This is a genomic window from Stenotrophomonas sp. 115C5, from assembly GCF_056861055.1.
This window is the reverse complement of sequence record NZ_JBSPUQ010000005.1, coordinates 202,631-227,760: the sequence shown is the minus strand read 5'-3', so window position 1 is coordinate 227,760 and position 25,130 is coordinate 202,631. Positions and strand designations below refer to the sequence as shown.

At 67.0% G+C, this 25,130-nt stretch carries 23 protein-coding genes and 1 pseudogene; 8 read left to right on the top strand and 16 right to left on the bottom strand.

Annotated elements, in window-relative coordinates:
- Nucleotides 1-116 precede the first annotated feature (116 nt).
- The gene (ybaK, locus tag AC13FN_RS09205) at nt 117-590 is read left to right on the top strand and encodes a Cys-tRNA(Pro) deacylase (RefSeq protein ID WP_053442525.1); all 474 of its coding nucleotides are present in this window, start codon (nt 117-119) and stop codon (nt 588-590) included.
- Nucleotides 590-1,093, top strand: coding sequence for a hypothetical protein (locus tag AC13FN_RS09200; RefSeq protein WP_054171028.1), 504 nt, complete (start codon nt 590-592; stop codon nt 1,091-1,093). The genes ybaK and AC13FN_RS09200 overlap by 1 nt, the downstream gene beginning before the upstream one ends.
- Here the strand turns inward: AC13FN_RS09200 and AC13FN_RS09195 are convergent.
- Both AC13FN_RS09195 and AC13FN_RS09190 read right to left on the bottom strand, forming a co-directional pair.
- Nucleotides 1,090-1,608, bottom strand: coding sequence for an energy transducer TonB (locus tag AC13FN_RS09195; protein ID WP_197578271.1), 519 nt, complete (start codon nt 1,606-1,608; stop codon nt 1,090-1,092). The two genes, AC13FN_RS09200 and AC13FN_RS09195, sit on opposite strands and share 4 nt — an antisense overlap.
- 204 nt (nt 1,609-1,812) lie before the next feature.
- Nucleotides 1,813-2,370, bottom strand: a complete 558-nt coding sequence (locus AC13FN_RS09190; protein ID WP_049435658.1) for a DUF3228 family protein — start codon at nt 2,368-2,370, stop codon at nt 1,813-1,815.
- A gap of 105 nt (nt 2,371-2,475) precedes the next feature.
- On the opposite strand from AC13FN_RS09190, the gene AC13FN_RS09185 reads away from it, so the two are divergent.
- The 3 genes from AC13FN_RS09185 to AC13FN_RS09175 all read left to right on the top strand — a co-directional run bounded on the left by AC13FN_RS09185 (nt 2,476) and on the right by AC13FN_RS09175 (nt 5,587).
- Nucleotides 2,476-3,606: a type 1 glutamine amidotransferase domain-containing protein gene (locus tag AC13FN_RS09185; protein WP_482984609.1), complete on the top strand. Its 1,131-nt coding sequence runs from the start codon at nt 2,476-2,478 to the stop codon at nt 3,604-3,606.
- Nucleotides 3,607-3,608: 2 nt separating this feature from the next.
- Complete coding sequence (locus AC13FN_RS09180; protein ID WP_054171025.1) at nt 3,609-4,298, top strand: response regulator transcription factor; 690 nt, start codon at nt 3,609-3,611, stop codon at nt 4,296-4,298.
- A gap of 71 nt (nt 4,299-4,369) precedes the next feature.
- Entirely contained in the window at nt 4,370-5,587 is a 1,218-nt protein-coding gene (locus AC13FN_RS09175; RefSeq protein WP_482995108.1) for a sensor histidine kinase, read from the top strand.
- Nucleotides 5,588-5,634: 47 nt separating this feature from the next.
- Here AC13FN_RS09175 and AC13FN_RS09170 read toward each other — a convergent pair whose 3' ends face one another.
- From AC13FN_RS09170 to AC13FN_RS09160, 3 genes are read right to left on the bottom strand one after another with little or no spacing between them, the layout of a single operon-like run.
- On the bottom strand, nt 5,635-6,366 hold the full coding sequence (locus tag AC13FN_RS09170; RefSeq protein ID WP_217015139.1) for a LytR/AlgR family response regulator transcription factor: 732 nt from the start codon (nt 6,364-6,366) through the stop codon (nt 5,635-5,637).
- The gene (locus tag AC13FN_RS09165; protein WP_049435606.1) at nt 6,363-7,412 is read right to left on the bottom strand and encodes a sensor histidine kinase; all 1,050 of its coding nucleotides are present in this window, start codon (nt 7,410-7,412) and stop codon (nt 6,363-6,365) included. Before AC13FN_RS09165 ends, AC13FN_RS09170 begins: the two co-directional genes overlap by 4 nt.
- A 24-nt stretch (nt 7,413-7,436) precedes the next feature.
- Complete coding sequence (locus AC13FN_RS09160) at nt 7,437-8,363, bottom strand: alpha/beta fold hydrolase (RefSeq protein ID WP_049435607.1); 927 nt, start codon at nt 8,361-8,363, stop codon at nt 7,437-7,439.
- Nucleotides 8,364-8,566: 203 nt separating this feature from the next.
- Between AC13FN_RS09160 and metF the strand changes: the two genes are divergently transcribed.
- Both metF and AC13FN_RS09150 read left to right on the top strand, forming a co-directional pair.
- Nucleotides 8,567-9,394 carry a methylenetetrahydrofolate reductase [NAD(P)H] gene (gene metF, locus AC13FN_RS09155; RefSeq protein WP_004143823.1) on the top strand — a complete coding sequence of 276 codons (828 nt, stop codon included), beginning with the start codon at nt 8,567-8,569 and terminating at the stop codon, nt 9,392-9,394.
- A 40-nt stretch (nt 9,395-9,434) separates the two neighbouring features.
- A complete protein-coding gene (locus AC13FN_RS09150) occupies nt 9,435-10,019 on the top strand; it encodes a DUF4124 domain-containing protein (RefSeq protein WP_482984610.1) in 585 nt (194 codons plus the stop codon).
- A gap of 44 nt (nt 10,020-10,063) precedes the next feature.
- Here AC13FN_RS09150 and AC13FN_RS09145 read toward each other — a convergent pair whose 3' ends face one another.
- From AC13FN_RS09145 to AC13FN_RS09135, 3 genes are all read right to left on the bottom strand, one after another.
- A complete protein-coding gene (locus tag AC13FN_RS09145; protein ID WP_197643471.1) occupies nt 10,064-11,020 on the bottom strand; it encodes a Nudix family hydrolase in 957 nt (318 codons plus the stop codon).
- A 113-nt stretch (nt 11,021-11,133) separates the two neighbouring features.
- Complete coding sequence (gene secA, locus AC13FN_RS09140; RefSeq protein WP_049435610.1) at nt 11,134-13,866, bottom strand: preprotein translocase subunit SecA; 2,733 nt, start codon at nt 13,864-13,866, stop codon at nt 11,134-11,136.
- 237 nt (nt 13,867-14,103) lie between these two features.
- A complete protein-coding gene (locus AC13FN_RS09135) occupies nt 14,104-15,060 on the bottom strand; it encodes a M23 family metallopeptidase (protein WP_312392541.1) in 957 nt (318 codons plus the stop codon).
- A 12-nt stretch (nt 15,061-15,072) separates the two neighbouring features.
- On the opposite strand from AC13FN_RS09135, the gene AC13FN_RS09130 reads away from it, so the two are divergent.
- Nucleotides 15,073-15,522 (top strand): DciA family protein, encoded by a 450-nt coding sequence (locus AC13FN_RS09130; RefSeq protein WP_029379786.1) that lies wholly within the window; start codon nt 15,073-15,075, stop codon nt 15,520-15,522.
- Between the two features lie 282 nt (nt 15,523-15,804).
- Here AC13FN_RS09130 and lpxC read toward each other — a convergent pair whose 3' ends face one another.
- The 8 genes and pseudogenes from lpxC to ftsW form a co-directional block, all read right to left on the bottom strand.
- The gene (lpxC, locus tag AC13FN_RS09125) at nt 15,805-16,716 is read right to left on the bottom strand and encodes a UDP-3-O-acyl-N-acetylglucosamine deacetylase (RefSeq protein ID WP_004143722.1); all 912 of its coding nucleotides are present in this window, start codon (nt 16,714-16,716) and stop codon (nt 15,805-15,807) included.
- 192 nt (nt 16,717-16,908) lie between these two features.
- The gene (gene ftsZ / locus AC13FN_RS09120; RefSeq protein WP_286070961.1) at nt 16,909-18,144 is read right to left on the bottom strand and encodes a cell division protein FtsZ; all 1,236 of its coding nucleotides are present in this window, start codon (nt 18,142-18,144) and stop codon (nt 16,909-16,911) included.
- 170 nt (nt 18,145-18,314) lie between these two features.
- Complete coding sequence (gene ftsA / locus AC13FN_RS09115; RefSeq protein ID WP_005408083.1) at nt 18,315-19,550, bottom strand: cell division protein FtsA; 1,236 nt, start codon at nt 19,548-19,550, stop codon at nt 18,315-18,317.
- A gap of 68 nt (nt 19,551-19,618) precedes the next feature.
- Nucleotides 19,619-20,296, bottom strand: a pseudogene (locus tag AC13FN_RS09110) (cell division protein FtsQ/DivIB); the annotation flags it as partial.
- A complete protein-coding gene (locus tag AC13FN_RS09105; RefSeq protein WP_049435615.1) occupies nt 20,293-21,255 on the bottom strand; it encodes a D-alanine--D-alanine ligase in 963 nt (320 codons plus the stop codon). The gene AC13FN_RS09105 and the pseudogene AC13FN_RS09110, both read right to left, overlap by 4 nt.
- On the bottom strand, nt 21,252-22,688 hold the full coding sequence (gene murC / locus AC13FN_RS09100; RefSeq protein ID WP_482984611.1) for a UDP-N-acetylmuramate--L-alanine ligase: 1,437 nt from the start codon (nt 22,686-22,688) through the stop codon (nt 21,252-21,254). The genes AC13FN_RS09105 and murC overlap by 4 nt, the downstream gene beginning before the upstream one ends.
- A 40-nt stretch (nt 22,689-22,728) precedes the next feature.
- Nucleotides 22,729-23,814 (bottom strand): undecaprenyldiphospho-muramoylpentapeptide beta-N-acetylglucosaminyltransferase, encoded by a 1,086-nt coding sequence (gene murG / locus AC13FN_RS09095; RefSeq protein ID WP_482984612.1) that lies wholly within the window; start codon nt 23,812-23,814, stop codon nt 22,729-22,731.
- Entirely contained in the window at nt 23,811-25,130 is a 1,320-nt protein-coding gene (ftsW, locus tag AC13FN_RS09090) for a putative lipid II flippase FtsW (protein WP_049435618.1), read from the bottom strand. The genes murG and ftsW overlap by 4 nt, the downstream gene beginning before the upstream one ends.

The following is a 25,130-nucleotide window of genomic DNA, read 5'->3' as shown; positions in this document are numbered from 1 at the left end:
GGCGCCTTCGGGCGCCCGTTCAGCGTTTGCGCACGGCCGAACATCACGCATCCACCAGAGTGGGGGCCAATAGCCTCGGTCAAGGCAGCACTCTCAGCGCGCGCTACGATGCCCCCATGACCCCGGCCATCAACCTGCTCAAGCGCGAGAAGATCGCCCACACCGTGCGCAGCTACGTGCACGACGCCCACGCCGAATCGTATGGCGGCGAAGCCGTCGACAAGCTCGGCCTCGATCCGGCCCAGGTGTTCAAGACCCTGCTGGCCAGCACCGAGGCACACGAACTGCTGGTGGCCATCGTGCCGGTGGCCGGCCAGCTGGACCTGAAGGCATTGGCCGAAGCGGCCGGCTGCAAGAAGTGCGAGATGGCCGCCGCCGACGCCGCACAGCGCGCGACCGGTTACCTGGTCGGTGGCATCAGCCCGCTCGGGCAGAAGAAGCGCCTGCGCACCTTCCTGGATGCCAGCGCGCAGGCATTGCCCGCGCTGCATGTCAGCGCCGGTCGCCGCGGCCTGGAAGTGGAACTGGCGCCGGCTGACCTGCTGCGCCTCACCGCCGGCCACTACGCGGCGATCGGCAAGGCACGTTGATGCGCTGGCCGTGGTCCGCAGCGCCGTCGCCCCGGCTTGAGGATGCTCAGGCCGATGTGCTGCTGCAGGACCTGTTGTCGCGCGACGCAACGCGCATCACCGATGCCGCACGCACCGTCGCCCGATTGTTCACTCCCGCATCCCTGGAGGCGTTGAGCGCGCATGCGGATACGATTGAACGCAGCTGCCAGGGCGTCGCCCTTGGCGGCATGCTGATCAGCAACCAGGCTCACCTCAAGGCGGCCCTGCAACGGCTGCGCTACTGGCAGGCGCGCGAAGGCTGCCTGTGCGCGCTCTACCCTTCCTATGTGTTCTTCAGCCCCGAGCCGCTGCTGGAACAAGGTCACGTTCAGCTGCGTGCACGGGGCGAAGCGGAGGACGGCTGGGGCGAATGCTACCGGCTGACGTGCACCTGCTGCGCGCAGCCATGGAGCGCGACCGAGCGCGAGTACCACTACCGCTGGTGGGAGTGGAAGGCCGAGCCCGCCCTGCAGACGCCCTAGTTGAGCTTGAACGTGACCGTTCCGCGTATCAGGCTCATGTTTGGCGCCTTGCCCGCCGCTTCACGCTCATAACGCCAGTCACGCGCGTGCTTGAGCGCCGCCGCATCGAGCAGTGGGTACCCACTGGACCGGGACAGGATGATCGCCTGGGTCTTGCCCTGTGCATCCAGCAGCAGCATCAGCTCGACACCGCCCTGCTGGGCTTCGCGCATGGCGGCCGCAGGATACGCCGGGACCGACGAGAGCCGCCGCTGGTGCCAGCCTCCTTCCCGGGCAATCAACGGCGTGCTGGAAGAGAGCGGGCAACGCGCAGGCATCTGCAGGTCGAAGCCCGCAGCCCCTTGCGAAGGCCGGGTGGTGGCTGGCCCACCACAGGCAATCGCCGACACGCTCTGGAGCAACGACTGCTGACGCGAAAGCGCTGCTGCGTCATCCGCCTCCACATGGAACGTGCAACGCCCCGAGGTTGCCTGCGCCTGCAGTGAACCCACGCCCGCGTCGCGGATCAGCGTCACGTCGGACAGGGCCCCACAGGCAGCGCCTGCATCGTACTTTGCTGCCGAGCTTTCACTTGCGGCCAGCAGGCCTGCGGCGACCCATGCAAACGGCATCCAGCTGCGAACATTCATCCCTGTGCTCCCTGCGTTGATTCACCGCCATGGTAGCGCTCCACTGCCGTCACCCTGTTCACATGCCGGCTGTCCGGCCACAGCGTGGGCTCAGGGCCGCCAGTTGGCGTTGTTCTCCCAGAACGCCACCGAGCGCCGGTAGGCCTCCCGGTCCAGCGGCACACCGGAACCGCCCTCCTCCACGCCCAGCGCATTGCGCATCATCGTGATCGGCGCCATCGGCACCTCTTCCGGTTCGGCGGTGTAGATGCAGCCGACGATGCCCCACTCGGCCTCGATCGGTGAACCTTCCTTCGCCAGCTGCCCAGCGCTGTACAGGATCACCACCAGGTAGTTCGCACGCGGTGATTCCACGCCCTCGAACCAGCGCACCAGCACCGGCAGTTCCTCGCGGTTGCGTGCCTCGTAACCACTGCGCAGCAGATGGCGGTTGGCCTCGGTGACCGGCACCGTCAGGCAGCGCGTGCTGGTCCAGTTCTCGTAGACGAACAGCTTGCAGAACGGGGCGTAGCCGTCGAGCACCTTCAGCGGCGCATGCGCGTTGAGGTGTGCCTCGAACTGCTCGGCAGTGCAGTCCTGGATGGTGTTGCCGCGCGGCACGCGCGGAAACAGACGGGGACGGGCGAAATCGGTGAGGACGATGGACATGGCATGCACGAGCGGGAACAGGCCCTCAGGGTAACGGTCGATGCGCTTGAAGTCTGCTTCACATTTGCCGGCCACAGTGCGCGTACATCTCCCGGAGAATCCTGCATGAACCGCTTCCGCTCCCCCCTGCTGTCCGGCCTGCTGGCCGTCCTTCTCCTCCCTGCCATGACCCCATCTTCCGCGTCTGCCGCAGCATCGCGGGTGCTGCTCGTTGTCAGCAGCGAAGGCCGGGACCAAGGGAAGACCCGCCCGGGCTTCGAGATGGACGAATTCGCCCAGGCCTGGCTCATCCTCAAGCAGAACGGCTTCGACATCGACGTGGCAAGTCCGCGTGGCGGCGCCGTCGAGGCTGACAAGTACAACCCCACCGAGGCCTTCAACTCAGCCGTCCTTGCCGATTCCCAGGCAATGGGCAAGCTTGCCGCGACGCTGCCCACTGCACAACTGCGCGCCAGCGACTACCAGGGCGTCCTGGTGATCGGCGGCAAGGGTGCCATGTTCGACCTTCCGGCCGACAAGGCCCTGCATGCCACGATTGCCGGAATCTGGCAGCAGGGTGGACTGGTCGCGGCGGTATGCCATGGTCCGGCCGCACTGGCAGGTGTTCGCCTTCCCGATGGCCGGGCCATGGTGGAAGGCCGCGCCATGACCGGATTCACGGAAGAGGAAGAAGCACTGTTCGGCAAACGTTGGGCGAAGGAATTCGCGTTCCAGCTTGAACCGCGCATGCGCGAGCTGGGCGCACGCTGGCAGGAGGCACCGCTGATGATGCCCAAGGTCGTAGTCGATGGACGCCTGCTGACCGGTCAGAACCCGTTCTCGACCGCCGCACTGGCTGACGCCTTCGTGCGCGCCAGCGGGCGTGTGCCACTGGCACGGCAGGCATGGCGCGATGAACGCAGCATGGCGCTGGTGGAGCAGCACCTGCAGCAGCGCGATGGGCAGGCGGCGCAGATACTGGCGCAGCGCCCGTCCGACCATCACGTCGAGCTGATCGGCATGCTGGGTTTCTACCAGCTGAAAGCGGCAAAGGACGCCACTGCGACCGCCGACGCGCTGTCCATCATGCAGTTGGCCAGCCCGCATATGGACGAGCCGAGGCTGCAGGTTGCGATGGCAGAAGCGCACTGGCGCCTGGGCTGGACCGATCTGGCCCGTTCGCAGGTACTGGCGGTGCTGGAAAAGCAGCCCGGTCTGGACGAAGCTAACGCTCTCCTGGCCCGCATGCAGCCCTGACCATGGACGCCGAGCGCCTGCGCCTGCTGTTGATTGAAGACAACCTGCCGTTGGCCTCGGCCATCATCGACATGCTGCAGGTGCATGGCCATCTGGTCGATTTCGCCGCTGACGGACACGTCGGGCTGCAGTTGGCGCTGGCGTCACCGCCGGATGTGCTGCTGCTCGATATCGGGTTGCCGGGCACCGATGGTACGACGGTCTGCCGTCGGTTGCGCGAGTGCAGTGATCGGCACGTCCCCGTCCTCATGCTGACCGCACGCGATGCGATCGACGACAAGCTGCAGGGCTTCGCTGCGGGCGCGGATGACTATCTGGTCAAGCCCTTCGACGATGCCGAGCTGCTCGCCCGCTGTCTCGCCCTCGCCCGCCGCCATCGCGTGGGCCAACCGAACCTCCTGCAGATTGGACCGTTGAACATCGACCGCCGCAGCGGCCAGGCCTGGCGCGCGGGATTGCTGCTGGAGCTGGCACAGGTTCCGCAGCGCATCCTGCTCGTACTGGCCGAGGCCTGGCCGCGAACCGTCACCCGCAGCGAGCTCGTTCAACGCCTGTGGGGGGACGAAGCACCTCCTTCCGATCCGCTGCGCTCGCATTTGTACCTGTTGCGGCAGGTACTGGACAGGCCGTTCGAAGGCGAGATGCTGCGCACCGTCCACGGTGTCGGCTTCCGTCTGGAAGCTTCGCCATGAAACCGCGGCCCACCCAGCACCTGCGCCGTCGACTGCTGATCACATTCACAGCCTTCGCGCTGTTCACCGCCATGGTGTTCGGCACCTACTCGCTGGTGTTCATGTATGTGGTGGAAGACAGCATCTTCAACGCCCAACTGGACCGTGAAGCACGCACTCAGCTCGCCCGGTACGCGCACGAAGGGGACTGGCGCACACCTGCCGATGCCGCAATCCAGCTGCATCGTTCACCCTCTACCTTCCCCGACGATCTGCGCAGCGGGTTCGTAAAGGAACCGTGGCGCTCAGAGTTCGCGGGTGTCGATGGCCGGCACTACCATCTCAAGCGGATCGATCCCCCGGCCGGCGCCCGCCCTGCTTGGCTTGTGTCGGAGGTCAGTGCGCAACTGGTGGTCCGGCCGATCCGCGATCGGGTCGTAATGCTGCTCGCCGGCACAGCACTGCTGGTCCTGATGGCGGCGATTGTCCTCGGCATCTGGCTCGCCCATCGCAGCACACGCTCGCTCTACGCGCTGGTCGAAGAGGTTGAAGCGCTGAAGCCGGAACCAGGCCCCGGCGTGCGCCTGGCAGCACGTTTCGATGATGACGAGATTGGCGTGCTCGCGCGCGCGCTGGATGGATTGTCCGCACGCGTCGCTGCCTTCGTTGCCCGCGAACACGCGTTCACGCGCGATGCCAGCCACGAACTGCGCACCCCCTTGAGCGTCATCTCCAGTGCGGCGAGCCAGTTGGCCAGCGAGTCGGGCCTGTCCGAGCGTGGCCGCCAGCATGTGCAGCATATCCGTCTTTCGGCACTGCAGCTGCAACAGGCCATTGCGGCGCTGCTGGCGCTGGCTCGCGAGGAAACCGCCAGCCACGGCGCTCCGCCGGTCAAACTTGTGCCGCTGCTGGAACGGGTGATCATCGAGCAGTCTCCGTTGCTGGCTGCACGGCCAGTCGAGGTACAGCTGACCGTGCCCGAAGGGGCCACGCTGCGCGCGCCCGAGGCGGCCCTGCGCGTAGTCCTGGCCAATCTGGTCGGCAATGCGTTCGCGCATACCACGCAGGGCCAGGTCCTGATTGCATGGCAGGACGCTCAGCTGCTGGTGCACAACACGGCAGGTACTTCACCCTTCCTTGGCAACTGGCCCGAGCCGCGGCCATTCGACAAGCGTGATGGCAGCGAGGGAAACGGCCTGGGCCTGGATATCATGCGGCGACTGTGCAGCCACTACGGGCTCGAACTGGTCATCCAGCAAGGCGGTGGCGGGGTGATGGCCCGCTTGAGGGGGCAGCCAGCCGAGGCATGAAGCGCCTCCGGCGGTCCAGCCCCGTCAGTGCCGAGTTGTAGCGGCCCCTACAACGCCATCCGTTCACGCAGTTCACGCGCCTGCCGGCGCGACACCTCCACCTCGCTGCCGTCATCCAGCGTCAGGTCGTAACCATCGCCGATGCTGGGCGTCACGCCGCGGATGCGGCGCAGGTTGACCAGGGTATTGCGGTTGGCACGGAAGAACAGATCCGGCGGCAGGCGTGTTTCCAGTGCGCTCAGGCTGCGGGTCAGCAAGGCGTTCTGGTCGCGGAACCACAACCGGGTGTAGTTGCCATCCACCACCAGCCGGCGGATCTCGGAGACCGCCACGAACCAGCAGCGTTCGCCCTCGCGCACGAACACCTGGTCCTGCGCGCCCAGCGTGCCACGCATCTCTGGCGCTTCGGCTGAAGCCACTTCGCGCTGGCGTGCCCGCTCCAGCGCCTCCAGCAACCGGGGCGCTTCCACCGGCTTCATCAGATAGTCCAGCGCGTTGGCCTGGAATGCGCGCACCGCGTAGGTGTCGTAGGCAGTAACGAAGACCACCGCCGGCACCGTGTCCAGGCCGTCCAGCACATCGAACCCACTGCCGGAAGGCATCTGCACATCCAGCAGTACCAGGTCCGGCGCCAGCGTGGCGATCGCCTCGCGCGCGGCAGGCACATCGTCGGCCTCACCCACGCACTGCACCCAGGGCAGCGCCGACAACAGCGTGCGCAGCTCCTGCCGCGCCAGCCGCGCATCATCAACGATCAACACACGCAGCGTGGCACTCATTGTGGAATCTCCAGCAGGGCCTGCATGCGGTCGCCGACCGGTTGCAGGGTGAAACGGCCGCGAGAACCGAGCTGCGCACGCAGGTAGGCCAGGCCGACGCCATGCCCGTCGGCAGGCTCGCTGGCGCTGCCCAGCGGGTTGTCCACCTGCAGTCGCAATACATCGCCGTCCAGCGTGGCCTGGATCTGTACCTCGCCACCACCGGGGCGGCTGGCAATACCGTGCTTGATCGCATTCTCCACCAGCAGCTGCAGCGCCATCGCCGGCAACTGCGCCTGCAGGGCGTCAGCATCGATGCGCCGAGCTACCTGCAGGCGCTGCTCGAAGTGGATCGCCTCGATCGCCAGATAGTCGTCCACCACCGCCAGTTCTTCGGCCAGCGTGACCTGCTCACTGCGGTTGTGCGCCAGCGCCTGGCGCAGTGTGCGCGACAGGCGGGTGACCATGTCACGCGCACGCTCGGGATCTTCCAGGATCAGCGCGCGCAGGTTGTTCAGCGCATTGAACATGAAGTGCGGGTTGAGCCGTGCGCGCAGTGCATCGCGCTCCAGTGCGCTGCGTTCGGCTTCGGCGCGCAGCCGGGCCAGTTCACTGTGGCGCGCCCGGCGCAGACCGTGCAGGCCGGCCCACAGGCCGGTCCACATCAGCAGGAACAACGCGGTGTTCATCCAGTACACCAGCAGCGAAGACCACCGGTAATCCGCGTGGCCGCCAGGCAGCTGCACCCAGCCCAGTGCCAGCGCCGGCAGCAGCAGCGCCGCCGTCATCGCCTGTGCGACGCTGGCACCGGCCACCACACCGGCGGCCAGTTTCAACACCAGGCTGCCCAGGCTCCCCTCCCACCAGCGCTGGCGCAGCGCCATCGCGCGCAGCATGCCGCTGCACACCCAGAGGCAGGCGGCCACGCTGACGGTGATCAACACGATGCCGCTGAACACCACGCCGCCGCCGATCCGCATCCCGGCCCACAGCCCGTACATCGCATAACCCGCCCATGCCAGTGCATTGAGCGTCCAGAAGCGGCGGGATGAGGTGGTGGCGTCCATGCGGGCTCTCGGCGAGGACAAGGGTCAGGGGTGCGCGGCGAGGAAACGCTGCACCTGCTCCTGCAGCCAGCGCGGATCATCCCACATCAGGAAGTGGAACCCCTGTGCGCTCATCGCGATCTGCACGCCCTTCAGTTTCGCGTACTGCGCCTGAAACACCGCGCGGGTGCTGTCCTCGGTGCCGCCCATCGGCTGGTAGCCGGCCCAGCTGCCCAGCACCAGCGTCGGTGCGCTGATCGAGGCGATGCTGTCGCGCAGGTCGGTGGTCATCACCGCATGCATGGCATCGGCGGTGGTCTGGCGGTCACTGCCTTCGCCCCAGCGGCCCAGCTCGGCCTGGCGCTGCGGATCACGGGTCATGCCCGGCAGGCCCGCCTTCAACTGCGCCTGCCATTGCGGGGCGTCGGCAGCGAGCATGCCCTTGCGCAGCTGGTCGGCCATCGGGCGCACGCTGTCTGCGGTGGCCTTCGGGTCACGCGCGGCTGGCAGGAACGGCAGTGCATCGACCACCACCAGTGCGCTGACCGCCGTCGGCTGGGCCTGCGCCATCTGCATGCCCAGCAGGCCACCCAGGCTGTGTCCGATCACCACCACCGGGCCCAGGTGCTGGTCATGCAGGTAGGCCAGCAGCTGCCCACGCATCGCCGGCAGGAACTCGGCCGGGCGCGGATCAGCGGCTTCGGCGCCGGCAAAACCGGGCAGCTGCACCAGATGGCACTGCACGTCCTTCAGCGCCAGGCAGGTCTCGCGCCAGACCTCGGCGCTGCTGTTGAGACCGGGAATCATCAGCAGCGGACGGCCCTTGCCGACCACCTCGACCTGCACCTTGCCGGTGCCTGTGGCGGCCGCCGCATGGGCCGAACCGGAGCCAAGCACGGCCATCGCCATGCCAATCATCGCCAGCCGGGCCAGCGCCTTCATTGCGTACCACAGTGCCAGGAAGATCTTCATCGTCTGCTCCTTCGTCGGGTGGATGTTGCCGGGATGGGAGCAGCGTGGGCCGGGCCGAGGCGTCCCGGTTGCGATTTCGGAGCAACGGCCGGACACCGGGGCGAACGGTCGCGTGCCACGGATGGCCTGCCCTCACGCAGCCGTCAAACATCCATCTTGATGAAGCGATATACTGACCCGCCCCCGCCGCCACCGCCCGTGCCATGACTGCCATCAGCTTCGAGTTCTATCCGCCCAAGACCGACGAACAGCGCAGCCAGCTGGACCGCGCCGCGGCCAAGCTGAAGGACTACGGCCCCGAGTACGTGTCGTGTACCTTCGGCGCCGGTGGCTCGACCCTGAGCTACACCTCCGAAACCGTGCGCCATCTCAACCAGCACCACGGTTTCGATGCCGCGCCGCACCTGTCGTGCGTGGGCGGCACCCGCCAGGAAATCCGCGAGCTGCTCAAGCTGTACCGCGCCATCGGCTGCCGCCGCCTGGTCGCGCTGCGCGGCGACCTGCCGTCGGGCATGGGCTTTCCCGGCGACATGCGCTATGCCGCCGAACTGATCGACTTCATCCGCGCCGAGCACGGCGATGCGTTCCATATCGAAGTGGGCGCGTACCCCGAAACGCATCCGCAGGCCTCCGATGCACTGGCCGACCTGAAGCACTTCAAGGCCAAGATCGATGCCGGTGCCGATGCGGCGATCACCCAGTACTTCTTCAACCCGGACGCGTACTTCCATTTCGTCGACGAAGTGCGGCGGTTGGGCGTGCAGGTACCGATCACCCCCGGCATCATGCCGATCGCCAACTTCAGCCAGCTGCGTCGCTTCTCCGAACAGTGTGGTGCGGAGATTCCGCGTTGGATCAGCCGCAAGATGCAGGCCTATGGCGATGATGCGGAGTCAGTGCGCGCATTCGGCACTGAAGTGGTGGCCCGGCTGTGCCAGCGCCTGATCGAAGGCGGCGCACCCGGCCTGCACTTCTATACACTGAACCTGGCCAAGCCGACCACCTCGGTGCTGAAGCTGCTGCAGGGCTGAGCGCACGGCGCGCCAGCGTGATCGGCGCTACCCTGTGGCGATGATCCGGCTTTCCTTCCTGCTGTTGCTGCTGCCGCTGTGCGTGCTGTCGAGCGTCGCCCACGCACAGTCCACGCGCCTGAACCGCTGTACCGATGCCCAAGGCCAGAGCGTGTATACCGACCGGCCCTGCGACAGTGTGGGTGCGCAGTCGCGGCTGCCGCCGCCTGCGCCCGCCGGCAGCACCCTGCAGCGCGACACCCTGGGAGCACGCTGCCCGCGGCGGCTGAGCGAACTGGTGGATGCGCTGCGTACTGGCATCCTCAGCAACGATGTGAACCGGCTGTCCTCGCTGTACCTGTGGGGCGCGGTCTCCGATGCGGGTGCGCAGCGCATCCTCGGCCAGCTGGAATCGTTGGCGCGGCGGCCATTGGTGGACGTGGTGCCGGTGTATCCCTCGCAGGCGCTGCCGCAATCGCAGGATGAGGGCCAGAACCCAGCTGCGCAGGGATCCGACCCTGTGGCCTCTGTAGCGCGCCATCCGATCGGCCTGCGCCTGGAACAGACCTTGCCCGGCAGCGTGTCGCGCGCTTCGACGGTGCTGGGGTTGCGGCGGCAGTACGGGTGTTTCTGGATCACGCTGTGATCGGGAGGGTCAGAGCCCCGCGTTGCGATGATCCGACCCTGACATCACGCCGGCCACAGCGCACGAATGGCGGCGATGCCCTGCCCACCATGGCGACGCGCCTCACTGATGTGGCCACTACCCATGCCACCCAGCGCGTAGATCGGCAGTGACACCTGCGCACGCAGCTCGGCGAAGGCATCCCAGCCCAGCGGCACGGCATCGGGATGGCTGGCCGTGGCCTGCACCGGACCCAGCACGGCGAAGTCGCAGCCCAACTGCTGTGCGGCCTGCAGCTGCTGCAGGTCATGGCAGGACGCGGCCACCAGCTGGCCTTCGGGCAGCGGACGCTGCGACAGCTCCAGCAGCTGCTCGCTGCCCAGATGCACGCCCACGCCCAGTGCGCGTGCCAGCTCGATATCGCGGTTGAGCAGCCACTGCACCCCGCTGCGACGATGCGCGCGCAGGGCCTGCTCGACCATCGCCTGGCGCTGCGGATGCGCCGTCGGCAAGCGCAGCTGGATGCGCTGCTGGCCCGCGGCCACCGCGCGCTGCAGCTGTTCGTGCCAATGCTGCATGCCGCCCTCATCATCCGCCGGCGCCGGGGTGATCAGGTAGCTGTCAGGCTGGCGCAGGGCGGCCACCACCGGCAGGTCTGCCGGTGGCATTGAATAGCGGCCCAGCTTGTCCGGCGCCACCCAGGTAATGGCCTGCCCTTCACGGCCCCGGGGGGTTCCCTTCCAGCTGCGCACGTGGCGCACCTCCAGGGTCAGATGCTTGTCCGGATAGCGCTGCGGCACGTCCATCAGCCACTCGCCGATATCGGCCTCGATGCCCAGTTCCTCGCGCAGCTCGCGCACCAGCGCCTGTTCGGAGGTCTCGCCGGATTCGCGCTTGCCGCCGGGGAACTCCCACAGGCCGGCCATGTCGCGGTTCTCGGTACGGCGGTTGAGCAGCACGCGGCCACGGGCGTCGGTGATGACGGCGGCCACAACGTGGATCGATCGGGTGGGGGAAGGCATGGAGGAAGCATGCCCAGAACAGGGCGGCCCGCGCAATCTCGGATCGGGCCGGATCAGCCCTGCGAAACAGCCGCCATAAAAGAAGAGCCCCGCTTTCGCGGGGCTCTTCGGGGTCAGCTCAGCTGGCCGTGGCAATGCTTGTACTTCTTGCCACTGCCGCACGGGCATGGATCGTTGCGGCCGATCTTCGGCTCGTCGCGCTGCACCTGTGCGATGCCCTGCTGGGCAGCCTGCACCTGCGCGGCTTCCTCGTCGGCGCTGTAGCCGCCCACGTCCTGGTGCTGGAACTGCGACTGGCTCAGGCGGGCTTCGGCCTGCTGGCGTTCGGCCGCTTCCAGCGCCTGCACTTCCTCGTCGCTGCGGATGCGCACGCGCGACAGCAGGGTCACCACTTCGCGCTTGACGTTCTCCAGCATGTCCGAGAACAGTTCGAAGGCTTCCTTCTTGTACTCCTGCTTCGGCTGCTTCTGCGCGTAACCACGCAGGTAGATGCCCTGGCGCAGGTAATCCATGCGGGCCAGGTGCTCCTTCCAGCTCTGGTCCAGCACGGTCAGCATCACGTGCTTCTCCAGTGCGCGCATGGTCTCTTCGCCCACGCCGGCTTCCTTCTCGGCGAAGTGCTGGTTGACGCGCTCCTGCACCTTGGCGGCGATGGCTTCGGCGTCCAGCTCTTCGTGCGACTTGACCAGGTCGGTCAGCGACATCTGCAGGCCGAAGTCCGACTCCAGGGTCGCTTCCAGGCCACGCAGGTCCCACTGCTCGTCGATCGAGTTCGGCGGCACGAAGCGGGCCACCACGTCGAAGATCACGTCGTCGCGGATGCCGTCGACGTTGTCCTTCACCGACTCGGCGTCCAGCAGTTCGTCGCGCTGGGCGTAGATCACCTTGCGCTGGTCGTTGTTGACGTCGTCGAAGTCCAGCAGGTTCTTGCGGATGTCGAAGTTGTGGGCCTCGACCTTGCGCTGCGCCTTCTCGATCTGGCGGCTGACCAGGCGGTCTTCGATGACGTCGTCTTCCTTCATGCCCATCATGCGCATGGCCTTCTGCACCCAGTCGGAGGCGAAGATGCGCATCAGGTTGTCTTCCAGCGACAGGTAGAAGCGGGACGAACCCGGGTCACCCTGGCGGCCCGAACGGCCACGCAGCTGGTTGTCGATACGGCGCGATTCATGGCGTTCGGTACCGACGATGTGCAGGCCGCCGGCAGCCTTGACGGCCTCGTGGCGCTTCTGCCATTCGGCCTTGACCGCGGCCTTCTGCTCGTCGGTGGCACCTTCGCCCAGCTCGTGGATTTCCGCTTCCAGCGAACCGCCCAGAACGATGTCGGTACCACGGCCGGCCATGTTGGTGGCAATGGTCACGGCCGCCGGACGGCCGGCATTGGCGACGATGGTCGCTTCGCGGTCATGCTGCTTGGCGTTGAGCACTTCGTGCTTCACGCCCGCCTTGCGCAAGTGCTCGGACAGCATTTCCGAGGTTTCGATCGAGGTGGTACCCACCAGCACCGGCTGGCCACGCTTGGCGCACTCTTCGATGTCGGCCAGCACCGCATTGAACTTGCCCTTGCGGTTGAGGAACACCTGGTCCGGGCTGTCCTTGCGGATGGTCGGGCGGTTGGTCGGAATCACCACCACTTCCAGGCCGTAGATGCTCTGGAACTCGAAGGCTTCGGTATCGGCCGTACCGGTCATGCCGGACAGCTTCTTGTACATGCGGAACAGGTTCTGGAAGGTGATGCTCGCCAGCGTCTGGTTCTCGCGCTGGACCGGCACGCCTTCCTTCGCTTCCACGGCCTGGTGCAGGCCATCGGACCAGCGGCGGCCGGACAGGGTGCGGCCGGTGAACTCGTCGACGATGACCACTTCGCCATCGCGCACGATGTAGTCCACGTCACGCTGGTAGATCGCGTGCGCGCGCAGTGCGGCGTTGAGGTGGTGGACCACGGTCAGGTTCTGCGGCGCGTACAGGCCTTCGGTCTCGCCGTCGAGGATGCCGGCCTCGACCAGCAGCTGCTCGGCGTGCTCCATGCCCGCTTCGGACAGGTGCACCTGCTTGCCCTTCTCGTCGACCCAGAAGTCGCCCTCGCCGTCTTCCACTTCCTGCTTGACCAGGTTCGGCACGACGCGGTTGACGCGGATGTACAGCTCCGGGGAATCATCGGCCGGGCCGGAGATGATCAGCGGGGTACGCGCTTCGTCGATCAGGATGGAGTCGACTTCGTCGACGATGGCGTAGTGCAGGCCGCGCTGGTAGCGGTCGGCCTTGGACAGCGCCATGTTGTCGCGCAGGTAGTCGAAACCGAATTCGTTGTTGGTGCCGTAGGTGATGTCCGAGGCGTAGGCTTCGCGCTTGTCGCTGTGCGGCATGCCCGGGTACACCACGCCCACGCTCAGGCCCAGCCAGTTGTACAGCTTGCCCATCTGCGCGGCGTCACGGCGCGCCAGGTAGTCGTTCACGGTGACCACGTGCACGCCCTTGCCTTCCAGCGCGTTGAGGTACACCGGCAGGGTCGCCACCAGGGTCTTGCCTTCACCGGTGCGCATTTCTGCGATCTTGCCCAAGTGAAGCACCATGCCGCCGATCAGCTGCACGTCGTAGTGGCGCATGCCCAGCACGCGGCGACCGGCTTCGCGGCAGACCGCGAACGCTTCCGGCAGCACCTTGTCCAGGGCTTCACCATCGGCGATGCGCTGCTTGAACTCCGGCGTCTTGGCCTGAAGCTGCTCGTCGGAAAGCTTCTCGATCTCCGGCTCCAGCGCATTGATCTTGGCGACGATGCGGTTGAGCTGGCGCAGCTGTCGTTCGTTACGACTGCCAAATACGCGGGTAAGCAGGCTGTTGATCATTGAAGGAACCGGGTTGGATGGACACGACGCCCGGCCTCCCCCTTGGGATCCGTCCGCCGCAAACGAAACAGGGCGCCTGGCGCCCTGTCGATGGCAACACCCATTGTAGCTTGGGACGGCCGGCTGAGGTTTCAAGCGCCGATCCGGTCGCGATCGCCCCGGATTCGGCAAAGAAACACGAATGCGGGGTCGGATCCCTTTCGCCACGGCGAATGGGATCCGCCCCCGGACCGGGGATCAGCCGCGGCTGACGCGGCCGACCGGCGTGTTGCCGCCGTCGCCGAGGAACTTGCGCGGGTTGACCACGTTGCCGTTCTCCCACACCTCGAAGTGCACGTGGGCGCCGGTCGAACGACCGGTGGAACCGGCCTTGGCCACTTCCTGCCCGGCACGGACCAGGTCGCCGACCTTCACCACCAGGCGCGAATTGTGCGCATAGCGGGTGACGTAGCCGTTACCGTGGTCGACGTCGACCACGTTGCCGTAGCCGCCCTTCACGCCGGAGAAGCTGACCACGCCTTCGGCCACGGCCATCACCGGGTCACCGACCTTGGCGTGGAAGTCCATGCCCTTGTGGGTGGCGGCACCGCGGCCGAACGGGTCGGCACGGGTGCCGAAACCGGAGGTCACATAGCTGTTGCGGATCGGCATGCGCGAGGGCACGGCGTTCTGCTGCAGCTGGTGGTCGAACATCAGCGATTCCATCACCGACAACTGGCGGCCTGAAGCAGCGAAGCGCTGCTCCAGCAGCTGTAAGTCGGCGTTGACGTCCTTGACCGGGATGTCGCTGGTCGGGCCGCCGGCGTCACCGTCACCGAGGCCGGGGGTCTCGTTGAAGTCGAACTCGCCGTCTTCCAGCTTGCCCATCTGGGTCAGCCGTTCGCCGAGGGCGTTGAGGCGTGTGGCCTGGGCCTGCAGCTCGCCGAGGCGGGCCGCCAGCGCGTTGACCTGGGTCTGCGCATCGCGCTTGACCTTGGCCAGCTCCGCATCCTGGCGCTCGACCTTGGCCTGCAGGCGGGAGTCATTCAGCGCGCTGGCGCCAATGCCACCGGCAAGGCCGATAATGCAGCCTACCCCGAGCACGCTGCCCAGCAGGGCGCGGGGGCGGTCCTCGAAATAGAACCGCAAACGCGCGATGGGCGACGATTTGGCCTGTCCTTCACGCGTTTTGATTACGATCTTTTTGAATGCCATCAGTGAGTTTTCATGTCTGAGCCGAAATCCAGCGTTCGCCCCGCGTCAGTGCCGAAGCCGGCGCTGGATGCGGTGATGGCGGACAAAAGCGGGAACCCGCTGCGGCGTGCCTTGTGGCTCGACGCGCTGGACCGTCAGTTGCGCCCCCAGTTGCCGCCACCTCTGCGCAGCCGTTGCCGGCTGGCCAATGTGGACGGGGAACACCTCGTTTTTCTCGTCGAGTCCCCGGTCTGGCATGCCAAGTTGCGGCTTGCCGAAGCCCAGTTGCTCGACGCGGCCCGTTCCATCGGGCTGAAGGCCACCAAGGTGACCATCAAGACTGCGTCTCCCACTCCCACGCGCTCCCCAGCGCTCGACAACCGGAATGGACCCCACGCAGTTTCAGCCGCCACGCACAAAGGGCTACGCGACGCCTTGGCTTGCCTGCAGGACGTTCCTTCGAAGCCGAAGAAGCGGTCCTGACGACAACGGAGCATCCGGCTCCGCTCCCCGTCGCGCGTGTCACCACGGCGTGAAACATTTCGGGGGCCGGGTCGCATCCTAGCTGCCATCCGGGGGCCTGTCGTTAGATTGTTGTTAAAACTACGTTAAATTCAGGCTTCCGATCCAACAGGTTCACAAAACCGTGACCTCGAACCGGCCTTGACGCGCGTCAAGCATGCTGAATGCGACGAAGACACCTGAAACGACAACGCCGCCCTCGAAGGCGGCGTTTTTGTCTTTCAATTCAACAACCTGCAGGAATCAGGCGTAGGCCGGAGTGGCATATTCCACCGGATCCGGCGTGGCCGGCGAGTCGAAGCTGACCCATTCCCAGGCGGTAGCGTCGGCCATTAGCGCGCGCACCAGCTTGTTGTTGAGGGCGTGACCCGACTTGAAGCCCTCGTAGGCACCCAGCACCTGACCACCGGCCAGATAAAGGTCGCCGATCGCGTCGAGGATCTTGTGGCGCACGAATTCGTCGGCGTAGCGCAGGCCGTCTTCATTGAGCACGCGGAACTCGTCCAGCACGATGGCGTTGTCCATCGAACCGCCCAGGCCCAGGTTGCGCTCGCGCATGTATTCCAGGTCGCGCATGAAGCCGAAGGTGCGCGCGCGGGAGATTTCCTTGGTGTAGGCCAGCGTCGAGAACTCGATTTCCTGGCGCGACTGCTTGGCCGGGATCATCGGATGGTCGAACTGGATGGTGAAGCCCAGCTTGTAGCCCTCGTACGGGGTGAAGCGGGCCACCTTGTCGCCCTCGGTCACTTCCACGGTCTTCAGCACGCGGATGAAGCGCTTGGGCGCATCCTGTTCCACGATGCCCGCCGACTGCAGCAGGAACACGAACGGGCCGGCCGAACCGTCCATGATCGGCAGCTCGGCCGAGGACAGTTCGACGATGATGTTGTCCACACCCAGGCCGGCCAGCGCCGACATCAGGTGTTCGACGGTCTGGATCTTGGCGTCGTTGCAGGTCAGGCCGGTGCACAGGGTAACTTCGGTGACCAGCTCGGCCTTGGCCGGCACTTCCACAACCGGATCCAGGTCCACGCGACGGAACACGATGCCATGGTTGACCGGTGCCGGGCGCAGGGTCATGTAGACCTTGTCACCGCTGTGCAGGCCAACGCCGGTGGCGCGGATCGTGTTCTTGAGGGTGCGTTGCTGGATCATGGGGGATGGACCGGAAGTGACACATTAGATTAACACGCACGGTCCCCTACCCCGGCTGAAAGGCAGGCAGGACACACCGGCGCGCCAATGGGACGCACATGAAGCAGGGCGGCCGGGCCCATCCTGGCCCGGCGCCCGCGTTTTCAGGACATGGTGGCGCAACCCGGGGAGGACAACCCCGGGCCGCCCCGCTTAGTCCGCCTGGCGGCGCAGGAAGGCCGGGATGTCCAGGTAGTCGTTCGGCAGTTCCGCTGCGGCCGGGGCCGAGGAGGCCGGGGCCGACGGGGTCGAAGCGGCCGCGGTATCGCTGCTGGCGCGACGCAGGCCCAGGCCCATGCCGCCGACGGCCTTGGACACGGCGTCGCCGCCGTTGTCGAAGTCGCCGAACTCCGGCTGGCCGGTGGTGGCGTTGCGGACCAGCTTGATCGGCGCACGCTCGCCCGGACGCTGGGTCTTGCTGGCCGACACGCGGTTCAGGCCGGTGGCCACCACGGTCACGCGCACTTCGTCCTGCATGTCCGGGTCGAGCACGGTGCCGACCACCACGGTGGCGTCTTCCGAAGCGAAGCCGTCGATGGTGCGGCCGATCTCGTCGAACTCGGCCATGGTGAAGTCGGCGCCGGCGGTGATGTTGACCAGGATGCCGTTGGCACCGGCCAGGTTCACGTCGTCCAGCAGCGGGTTCTGGATCGCCGATTCGGCGGCGGCCTGGGCGCGGTCATCGCCACGGGCGGTGCCGGTACCCATCATCGCCAGGCCCATTTCGGACATGACGGTGCGCACGTCGGCGAAGTCGACGTTGATCAGGCCCGGACGCACGATCAGGTCGGCGATGCCCTGCACGGCGCCCTGCAGCACGTCGTTGGCAGCGCGGAAGGCCTGGATCATGGTCGCGTTGCGGCCCAGCACGGTGATCAGCTTCTCGTTCGGGATGGTGATCAGCGAGTCGCAGTGCTGGCTCAGTTCCTCGATGCCCTTCAGCGCCACCTGCATGCGGCGACGGCCTTCGAACGGGAACGGCTTGGTGACCACGGCCACGGTCAGGATGCCCATTTCCTTGGCCAGCTGCGCCACCACCGGTGCAGCACCGGTGCCGGTGCCGCCGCCCATGCCGGCGGTGATGAACACCATGTCCGCGCCCTGCAGGGCGTCCATGATGCGCTCACGGTCTTCCAGCGCGGCCTGGCGGCCGACTTCCGGGTTCGCGCCTGCGCCCAGGCCCTTGGTCACGTTGGTACCCAGCTGCAGCTGCAGCTTGGCACCACAATTCTTGATGGCCTGCGAGTCGGTGTTGGCGGTGATGAATTCCACGCCGTCCACTGCCGAGTTGACCATGTGCGCCACGGCATTGCCGCCGCCGCCGCCCACGCCAACCACCTTGATCACCGCATTGGGTGCCATCTTTTCGATCAGTTCAAAATGCGCCATGTCCGTGTCCTCGTTGTATCCGCTTTGGCTGGCATGGGCATTCGGGCGTCCTGCCGTCCTGCTGCATGCCGACGTTGCGGCTGTGTGGGTTGTGTGTTGCCGGTATTGCCCTGTGATGCGGGTACTGCGGGTGTTGCGCCTGGGCGATGCCCAGGTTTGCGGATTCCGCGTCAGAACTCGCCGCGGAACCAGGTCTTGAGTTTCTTGAACATGCTTCCAGCGCGCCCGGTCGGCAGCGACGGCCGGCGCGGATGCTCGATCTGGCTGCCCATCAGCAGCAGGCCCACGCCGGTGGCATGCACCGGGTTGCCCACCACTTCGCCCAGGCCGGTGACGTGCTGCGGAATGCCCACGCGCACCGGCATCTGCAGCATTTCCTCGGCCAGCTCGACCACGCCTTCCATCTTCGACGCACCACCGGTCAGCACCATGCCGGCGCGCACCAGTTCCTCGAAGCCGGAGCGGCGCAGTTCGGCCTGCACCATCTCGAAGATCTCCTCGTAACGACCCTGCACCGCCTGCGCCAGCGAGTGGCGCGGCATGCGGCGCGGCGGGCGGTCGCCCACCGACGGCACCTGGATGCTTTCCTCGGCGGTGGCCAACTGGGCCAGGGCGCAGGCGTAGCGCACCTTGATCTGCTCGGCTTCCGGGGTCGGCGTGCGCAGCATGTGCGCGATGTCGTTGGTCACGTGGTCACCAGCGATCGGCAGCGAGGCGGTGTGGCAGATCGCACCCTGCACGAACACCGCGATGTCGGTGGTGCCGGCGCCCATGTCGACCAGCACCACGCCCAGCTCGCGCTCGTCGGCGGTCAGCACCGCCACGCTGGAGGCCAGCGAGGACAGCACCAGGTCATCCACCTGCAGGCCGCAGCGCTGCACGCACTTGCTGATGTTGGCCGCGGCCGACTGCGCGCACACCACCAGGTGCGCGTGCACCTCCAGGCGCACGCCGGTCATGCCGACCGGATTGCGGATGCCTTCCTGCGAATCGTCCAGCACGTACTCGCGCGGGATCGCATGCAGGATCTTCTGGTCGGCCGGAATCGCCACCGCCTTGGCCGCATCGAGCACGCGATCCAGGTCACCCCAGGTCACTTCCCCGTCGCGGATCGGCACGATGCCCGGCGAGTTCTTGCACTGCACGTGGTTGCCGGAGATCGAGGCGTACACCGAGCGGATCTCGCAGCCGGCCATCAGCTCGGCTTCTTCCACCGCGCGCTGGATCGACTGCACGGTCGATTCGATGTCCACCACCACGCCGCGCTTCAAACCGCGCGACTCGTGCGAGCCGATGCCGATCACTTCGATCGGGTTGCCCGGCGAATACTCGCCCACCAGCGCCACCACCTTGGAGGTGCCGATGTCCAGGCCAACGATCAGCGATTTGTCACCCTTGCGATTCATGTCCTTTCCTGCGTCCTGCTGGCTGGGGTCGCCGGCGTTTTCGCCGGCGTGGCCGGGGTACCCCAGCTCAGCGTGAAACCATTGGTGTAACGGAGGTCGGCGCGCTCGATCGGCGCGTCCTGGCGGTTCAGCTGCGGCAGCACCTTGACGAAGCGCTGCATGCGCGAGCGCGCGTCGTCACGGCCGACCACCACTTCGGTGCCGTTGCTCAGCACCAGCGACCAGCTGCCGCGTGCATCCATCGTCACCCGGCGCACATCGACGCCGGCCGGTGCGAACAATGCACGCGAGTCGCTGTACAGCTTCATCACTTCTTCGGTCTGGCTGTCCGGGCCATCCAGTTCGGGCAGCGCCAGATCGGCCAGCTTCTTCGGCGTGGGGAACAACTTGCCCTGCTCGGAAACCAGGCGGTCGCTGCCCCAGCGTGCGAACGGCTTGTGCTCGACCAGGGTCACTTCCAGCACGTCCGGCCATTGCTTGCGCACCTGCGCGCTTTCCACCCACGGCAGCTGTTCCAGCGCGTCCTGCGCGTCCTGCAGCTTGACCGCGAAGAAACCCGCGTGCGCATACGGCAGCAGCACCTGCTGCAGCTGCTCGGCCGGCACCCGCTTGAACTCACCATGCACGCGCAGCTTCGCCAGCGGCCAGCGCTCGGCGCCGACCCAGCCATTGACCACGGCCACCACCGGCAGTGCAACCACCGACAGCGCCAACAGCCAGACGAAGATGCGCAGCACCGCGTTCATGCGTGCGAGGCCTCCAGGGTCTGTTCCAGCACGCGCCACACCAGCTCTTCGAAGCTGATGCCGGCCTGGCCCGCGGCCTTGGGCACCAGCGAATGGCTGGTCATGCCCGGCGCGGTGTTCACTTCCAGCAGGAAGAAGCGGCCGCTGCTGCGGTCACGCATCACGTCCACGCGGCCCCAGCCACGGCAACCGGCGGCACGGAACGCGGCCAGTGCGATGCGCCGGATTTCTTCTTCGTCGCCACCGTCCAGGCCCGGGCACAGGTACTGGGTGTCCTCGGCGATGTACTTGGCGTTGTAGTCGTACCACTGGCCCTTGGGCACGATGCGGATCGACGGCAGCGCGACGTCACCGAGGATGGCCACGGTCAGTTCGTCGCCGACCACCATCTGTTCCATCAGCAGCTGGCCATCGTAGCGCGCGGCCAGCGCCACGGCCTCATCCAGGCCGGCATCATCGGTCACCCGGCTGATGCCCACGCTGGAACCTTCGTTGGCCGGCTTAACCACTACCGGCAGGCCCAGTTCGGCGGCATTGGCGTGCACGTCCTCGGCAGTGACCTTGCGGTACTGCGGGGTCGGCAGGCCCAGCGACAGCCACACCTGCTTGGTGCGGATCTTGTCCATGCTCAGCGCCGAGCCCAGCACGTTCGAGCCGGTGTACGGCACGCCGAAGGCGTCCATCAGGCCCTGCACGATGCCGTCCTCACCACCACCGTTGTGGCCATGCAGGATGTTGAACACGCGATCGATGCCGCCGGCGGCCAGCGCCTTGGCCAGCGCCGGGATGCCGTCCACGGCAAACGCATCGACGCCGCGTGACTGCAGGGCTTCGAGCACGTTGCGGCCGGAATCCAGCGATACCTCGCGTTCGCTGGAGGTGCCACCGAGCAGCACGGCGACGCGGCCGAAGCGGGCCGGGTCGGTCACGTGCAGCGGCGGGAAGGTCAGGGTGCTCACGCCTCGCCCTCCCCCTTGAAGCCTTCCACCGCGATGTGGGTGGCCACGGCGCCGATGTCGCCCGCCCCCATCATCAGCAGCAGGTCGCCGTCCTGCAGCACGTCCGGCAGCACGCTGGCCAGTTCGGCAGCCTTGCCCACCACCACCGGCTCGCTGCGGCCGCGCGCACGGATGGCACGGGCCAGCGCGTGCGAATCGGCACCGGCAATCGGCTCTTCACCGGCCGGGTAGACCTCGCTCAGCACCAGCGCGTCGACACTGGACAGCACCGCGGCGAACTTGTCGAACTGGTCGCGGGTACGGCTGTAGCGGTGCGGCTGGAAGGCCACCACCAGGCGCTTGTCGGCCCAGCCACCGCGGGCGGCGGCGAACACGGCTTCCAGTTCGCTCGGGTGATGACCGTAGTCGTCAATGATGCGGACCTTGGCACCGCTGGCGGTGGTCACCTCGCCCAGATCGTTGAAGCGACGACCAACGCCGGCGAAGCTTTCCAGTGCACGTGCGATCGCATCCGGCGCCACGCCCAGCTGCCAGCCCACTGCAGCGGCGGCCAGCGCGTTCAGCACGTTGTGCTTGCCCGGCAGCGCCAGCACCACTTCCTGGCTGGTGCCCTGCGGCAGGCGCAGGGTGAAGCGCATGCGCGAGCCTTCCTGCACCACGTTCTCGGCGCGCACGTCGGCCTGCGGGCTCATGCCGTAGCTCATCACGTGGCGCGGGGTCTTGGCGGCCAGTGCAGCCACTTCCGGGTCGTCGATGCACAGCACCGCCAGGCCGTAGAACGGCAGGCGCTGCAGGAACTCGGCGAACGCCGCCTGCACGCGGGCGAAGTCGTTGCCGTAGTTCTCCAGATGATCGGCATCGATGTTGGTGATGATCGACATCAGCGGATTCAGGCGCAGGAAGCTGCCATCGCTTTCGTCGGCCTCGGCCACCAGCCACTGCCCACCGCCCAGCTTGGCGTTGGCGCCGGCAGCCAGCAGCTGGCCACCGATCACGAAGGTCGGGTCCAGGCCACCTTCGCTCAGCACCGCAGCGGTGAGGCTGGTGGTGGTGGTCTTGCCATGGGTACCGGCCACGGCGATGCCACGGCGGAAGCGCATCAGTTCGGCCAGCATCGCTGCGCGCGGCATGATCGGAATGCGCTGGCTGCGCGCTTCCATCAGTTCCGGGTTGTCTTCGCGGATGGCACTGGAGACCACCACGCAGTCGGTGCCCAGCACGTTGGCCGCCGAGTGGCCGCGCATGATGCGCGCACCCAGGCTGGCCAGGCGGCGGGTCGCCGCGTTGTCGGCGTTGTCCGAGCCGGACACTTCATAGCCCAGCGTCAGCATCACTTCGGCGATACCGCTCATGCCGGTGCCGCCGATGCCGACGAAATGCACGCGCGGGAATGCGCGCACCAGGTCGTTGGTGTCGTGCAGGCGACGGATCATGCGCGGCCTCGCGCAGGGCAGGCGCAGTGGCATGCCTTCTTCATACAGCTTCCTCAAGAATGATATCGGCGATGCGCTCGGCGGCATCGACCTTGGCCAGGGCACGCGCGGCTTGCGCCATCTGCATGCGGCGGGCGGGATTTTCGGACAGATCGCGCAGCAGTGCGGCAATGCCGTCGGCCAGCGTTCCGTCCTGCTTCAGCAAAACCGCCGCGCCACGCTCGACCAGGAACTCCGCATTGCGGGTCTGGTGATCGTCGACGGCGGCAGGGAATGGCACCAGCACGCTGCCGACACCGACCGCGCACAGCTCGGCCAGCGTCGACGCGCCGGCACGGCACACGACCAGGTCGGCCCAGGCGAAGGCTTCGGCCATGTCGGCGATGAACGGGGTGATTTCAGCCTGCACGCCGGCCTTGGCATACGCCTCGACCGCTTCGGCATGCATCTTCTCGCCACTCTGGTGGCGCACCTGCACCGGCACACCCGTGCCCAGCGCGGCAATCGCCTGCGGCACGCCGGTGTTGAGCGCACGCGCACCCTGGCTGCCGCCGACCACCAGCACGCGCAGCGGGCCGTGACGGTCGGCGAAGCGCTGTTCCGGCGGTGCGATGGCGGCGATCTCCGCACGTACCGGGTTACCGACAAACTCCTCGCCCTTGGCGAAGGTACCCGGGAAACCGGTCAGCAACCGGCGCGCATAGCGCGACAGGATGCGGTTGGTCATGCCGGGCGCGCGATTCTGTTCGTGCACCAGCAGCGGCAGGCCGTGCAGGCGGGTGGCCATGCCACCGGGGCCAGAGGCAAAGCCACCGAAGGCGACCACCGCACGCGGCTGGCGCTTGCGGATGATCATGCCGGCCGCGCGCAGCGCGCGCATCAGCCGCCACGGCGCGCCCAGCAGGGCCAGCTTGCCCTTGCCGCGCAGGCCGGTGATGGCCAGCGTGTCGATTGGAATGTCGTGCTGCGGCACCAGGCGCGTTTCCATCGCACCGTCGGCGCCCATCCAGGTGACCGGCACGCCGCGCTGGCGCAGCACCCGGGCCACGGCCAGGCCGGGGAAGATGTGACCGCCGGTGCCACCGGCCAGGATCATCACCGGGCGCACGTTGGAAGCGCTGCTCATGACAGCCTCCCGAAGGTCGGTTCGATGCGCGACTGCAGGCGGCTGGTGCCACGCGCAGCGTTCGGCGCAGCGGCAGCCACCGGCTCGGCGCTCATCGGTACGCTGGAGGCCACCGGCGCGACCGGCGCGTCGCTCGGCTCGGCAGCGGCGTCTTCGGCGCCGCCGATGCGCACGGCCTGGCGGCGCTCGGCGCGCTTGAGCTCATAGGACACGCGCAGCAGCAGGCCCATCGCCACGCAGGTCATCAGCACCGACGAACCACCGGAAGAGATCAGCGGCAGGGTCAGGCCCTTGGTCGGCAGGATGCCCAGGTTCACGCCGATCGAGACGAAGGTCTGCATGCTGATCCACAGGCCGATGCCGAAGGCGATATAGCCGGAGAAGTGGCGCTTCATTTCCACGCAGCGCATGCCCAGCCAGAAGGTGCGGCCGACCAGCAGCGCGTACAGCGCCACGATCACGCAGGTGCCCAGGAAGCCGAATTCCTCGGCGGTGACCGAGAAGATGAAGTCGGTGTGCGCTTCAGGCAGGTAGTACAGCTTCTGCACCGAGTTGCCCAGGCCGACGCCGGTCCACTCGCCACGGCCCACCGCCATCAGCGCGTTGGACAGCTGGTAGCCGTCGCCCTGCTGGTCGGCCCACGGGTCCAGGAAGGAGGTGATGCGGCGCATGCGGTACGGCTCGATGATCGCCAGCGCACTCATGCCGACCAGGCCGATGATCACCGGCATCGACATGCGCGGCATGTTCACACCGCCCAGCACCAGCATGCCGGCGGTGATCGCCAGCAGCAGGGTGGACGAACCGAAGTCCGGCTGCAGCAGCAGCAACAGCACCAGCGCACCGGCCACGCCCAACGGCTTGAGCATCGCCGGCCAGGTCGCGTTGACCTCGTCGCGGAAGCGCACCAGGTAGCTGGACAGCCAGACGATGTAGAGCACCTTCACCGCTTCCACCGTCTGGAACTTGGAGATGCCCAGGTTGATCCAGCGGCGTGCGCCGTTGACCGTGCTGCCCAAGCCCGGTGCGAACACCGCCAGCAGCAGCACGAAGCAGCCCAGCAGCAGCATCTGGTTGTACTGCTCGATGGACTTCAGTTCAGTGCGGGCGGCAACGACTGCCAGCACGATGCCCACCGCCAGGAAGATCAGGTGGCGGTTGAGGTAATAGAACGGGCTGCTCATCAGCGCGATCGAACTGGACGCCACCATCACCACGCCAATGCCCGTGAGCGCGATGATCGCGCCCAGCAGCCACTTGTCGTAGCTGCCTTCGATGGCTTCAAGGCGTGTTGCCTGGCGGGACAGGTCGTTCAT

What these genes read in the sequence shown, in the direction of transcription:
- ybaK (WP_053442525.1), top strand. Translation starts at nt 117, where the DNA reads ATGACCCCGGCCATCAACCTGCTCAAGCGCGAGAAGATCGCCCACACC.
- AC13FN_RS09200 (WP_054171028.1), top strand. Translation starts at nt 590, where the DNA reads ATGCGCTGGCCGTGGTCCGCAGCGCCGTCGCCCCGGCTTGAGGATGCT.
- AC13FN_RS09190 (WP_049435658.1), bottom strand. Translation starts at nt 2,370, where the DNA reads ATGTCCATCGTCCTCACCGATTTCGCCCGTCCCCGTCTGTTTCCGCGC.
- AC13FN_RS09185 (WP_482984609.1), top strand. Translation starts at nt 2,476, where the DNA reads ATGAACCGCTTCCGCTCCCCCCTGCTGTCCGGCCTGCTGGCCGTCCTT.
- AC13FN_RS09180 (WP_054171025.1), top strand. Translation starts at nt 3,609, where the DNA reads ATGGACGCCGAGCGCCTGCGCCTGCTGTTGATTGAAGACAACCTGCCG.
- AC13FN_RS09175 (WP_482995108.1), top strand. Translation starts at nt 4,370, where the DNA reads ATGGTGTTCGGCACCTACTCGCTGGTGTTCATGTATGTGGTGGAAGAC.
- AC13FN_RS09170 (WP_217015139.1), bottom strand. Translation starts at nt 6,366, where the DNA reads ATGAGTGCCACGCTGCGTGTGTTGATCGTTGATGATGCGCGGCTGGCG.
- AC13FN_RS09165 (WP_049435606.1), bottom strand. Translation starts at nt 7,412, where the DNA reads ATGGACGCCACCACCTCATCCCGCCGCTTCTGGACGCTCAATGCACTG.
- AC13FN_RS09160 (WP_049435607.1), bottom strand. Translation starts at nt 8,363, where the DNA reads ATGAAGATCTTCCTGGCACTGTGGTACGCAATGAAGGCGCTGGCCCGG.
- metF (WP_004143823.1), top strand. Translation starts at nt 8,567, where the DNA reads ATGACTGCCATCAGCTTCGAGTTCTATCCGCCCAAGACCGACGAACAG.
- AC13FN_RS09150 (WP_482984610.1), top strand. Translation starts at nt 9,435, where the DNA reads ATGATCCGGCTTTCCTTCCTGCTGTTGCTGCTGCCGCTGTGCGTGCTG.
- AC13FN_RS09145 (WP_197643471.1), bottom strand. Translation starts at nt 11,020, where the DNA reads ATGCCTTCCCCCACCCGATCGATCCACGTTGTGGCCGCCGTCATCACC.
- secA (WP_049435610.1), bottom strand. Translation starts at nt 13,866, where the DNA reads ATGATCAACAGCCTGCTTACCCGCGTATTTGGCAGTCGTAACGAACGA.
- AC13FN_RS09135 (WP_312392541.1), bottom strand. Translation starts at nt 15,060, where the DNA reads ATGGCATTCAAAAAGATCGTAATCAAAACGCGTGAAGGACAGGCCAAA.
- AC13FN_RS09130 (WP_029379786.1), top strand. Translation starts at nt 15,073, where the DNA reads ATGTCTGAGCCGAAATCCAGCGTTCGCCCCGCGTCAGTGCCGAAGCCG.
- lpxC (WP_004143722.1), bottom strand. Translation starts at nt 16,716, where the DNA reads ATGATCCAGCAACGCACCCTCAAGAACACGATCCGCGCCACCGGCGTT.
- ftsZ (WP_286070961.1), bottom strand. Translation starts at nt 18,144, where the DNA reads ATGGCGCATTTTGAACTGATCGAAAAGATGGCACCCAATGCGGTGATC.
- ftsA (WP_005408083.1), bottom strand. Translation starts at nt 19,550, where the DNA reads ATGAATCGCAAGGGTGACAAATCGCTGATCGTTGGCCTGGACATCGGC.
- murC (WP_482984611.1), bottom strand. Translation starts at nt 22,688, where the DNA reads ATGATCCGTCGCCTGCACGACACCAACGACCTGGTGCGCGCATTCCCG.
- murG (WP_482984612.1), bottom strand. Translation starts at nt 23,814, where the DNA reads ATGAGCAGCGCTTCCAACGTGCGCCCGGTGATGATCCTGGCCGGTGGC.
- ftsW (WP_049435618.1), bottom strand. Translation starts at nt 25,130, where the DNA reads ATGAACGACCTGTCCCGCCAGGCAACACGCCTTGAAGCCATCGAAGGC.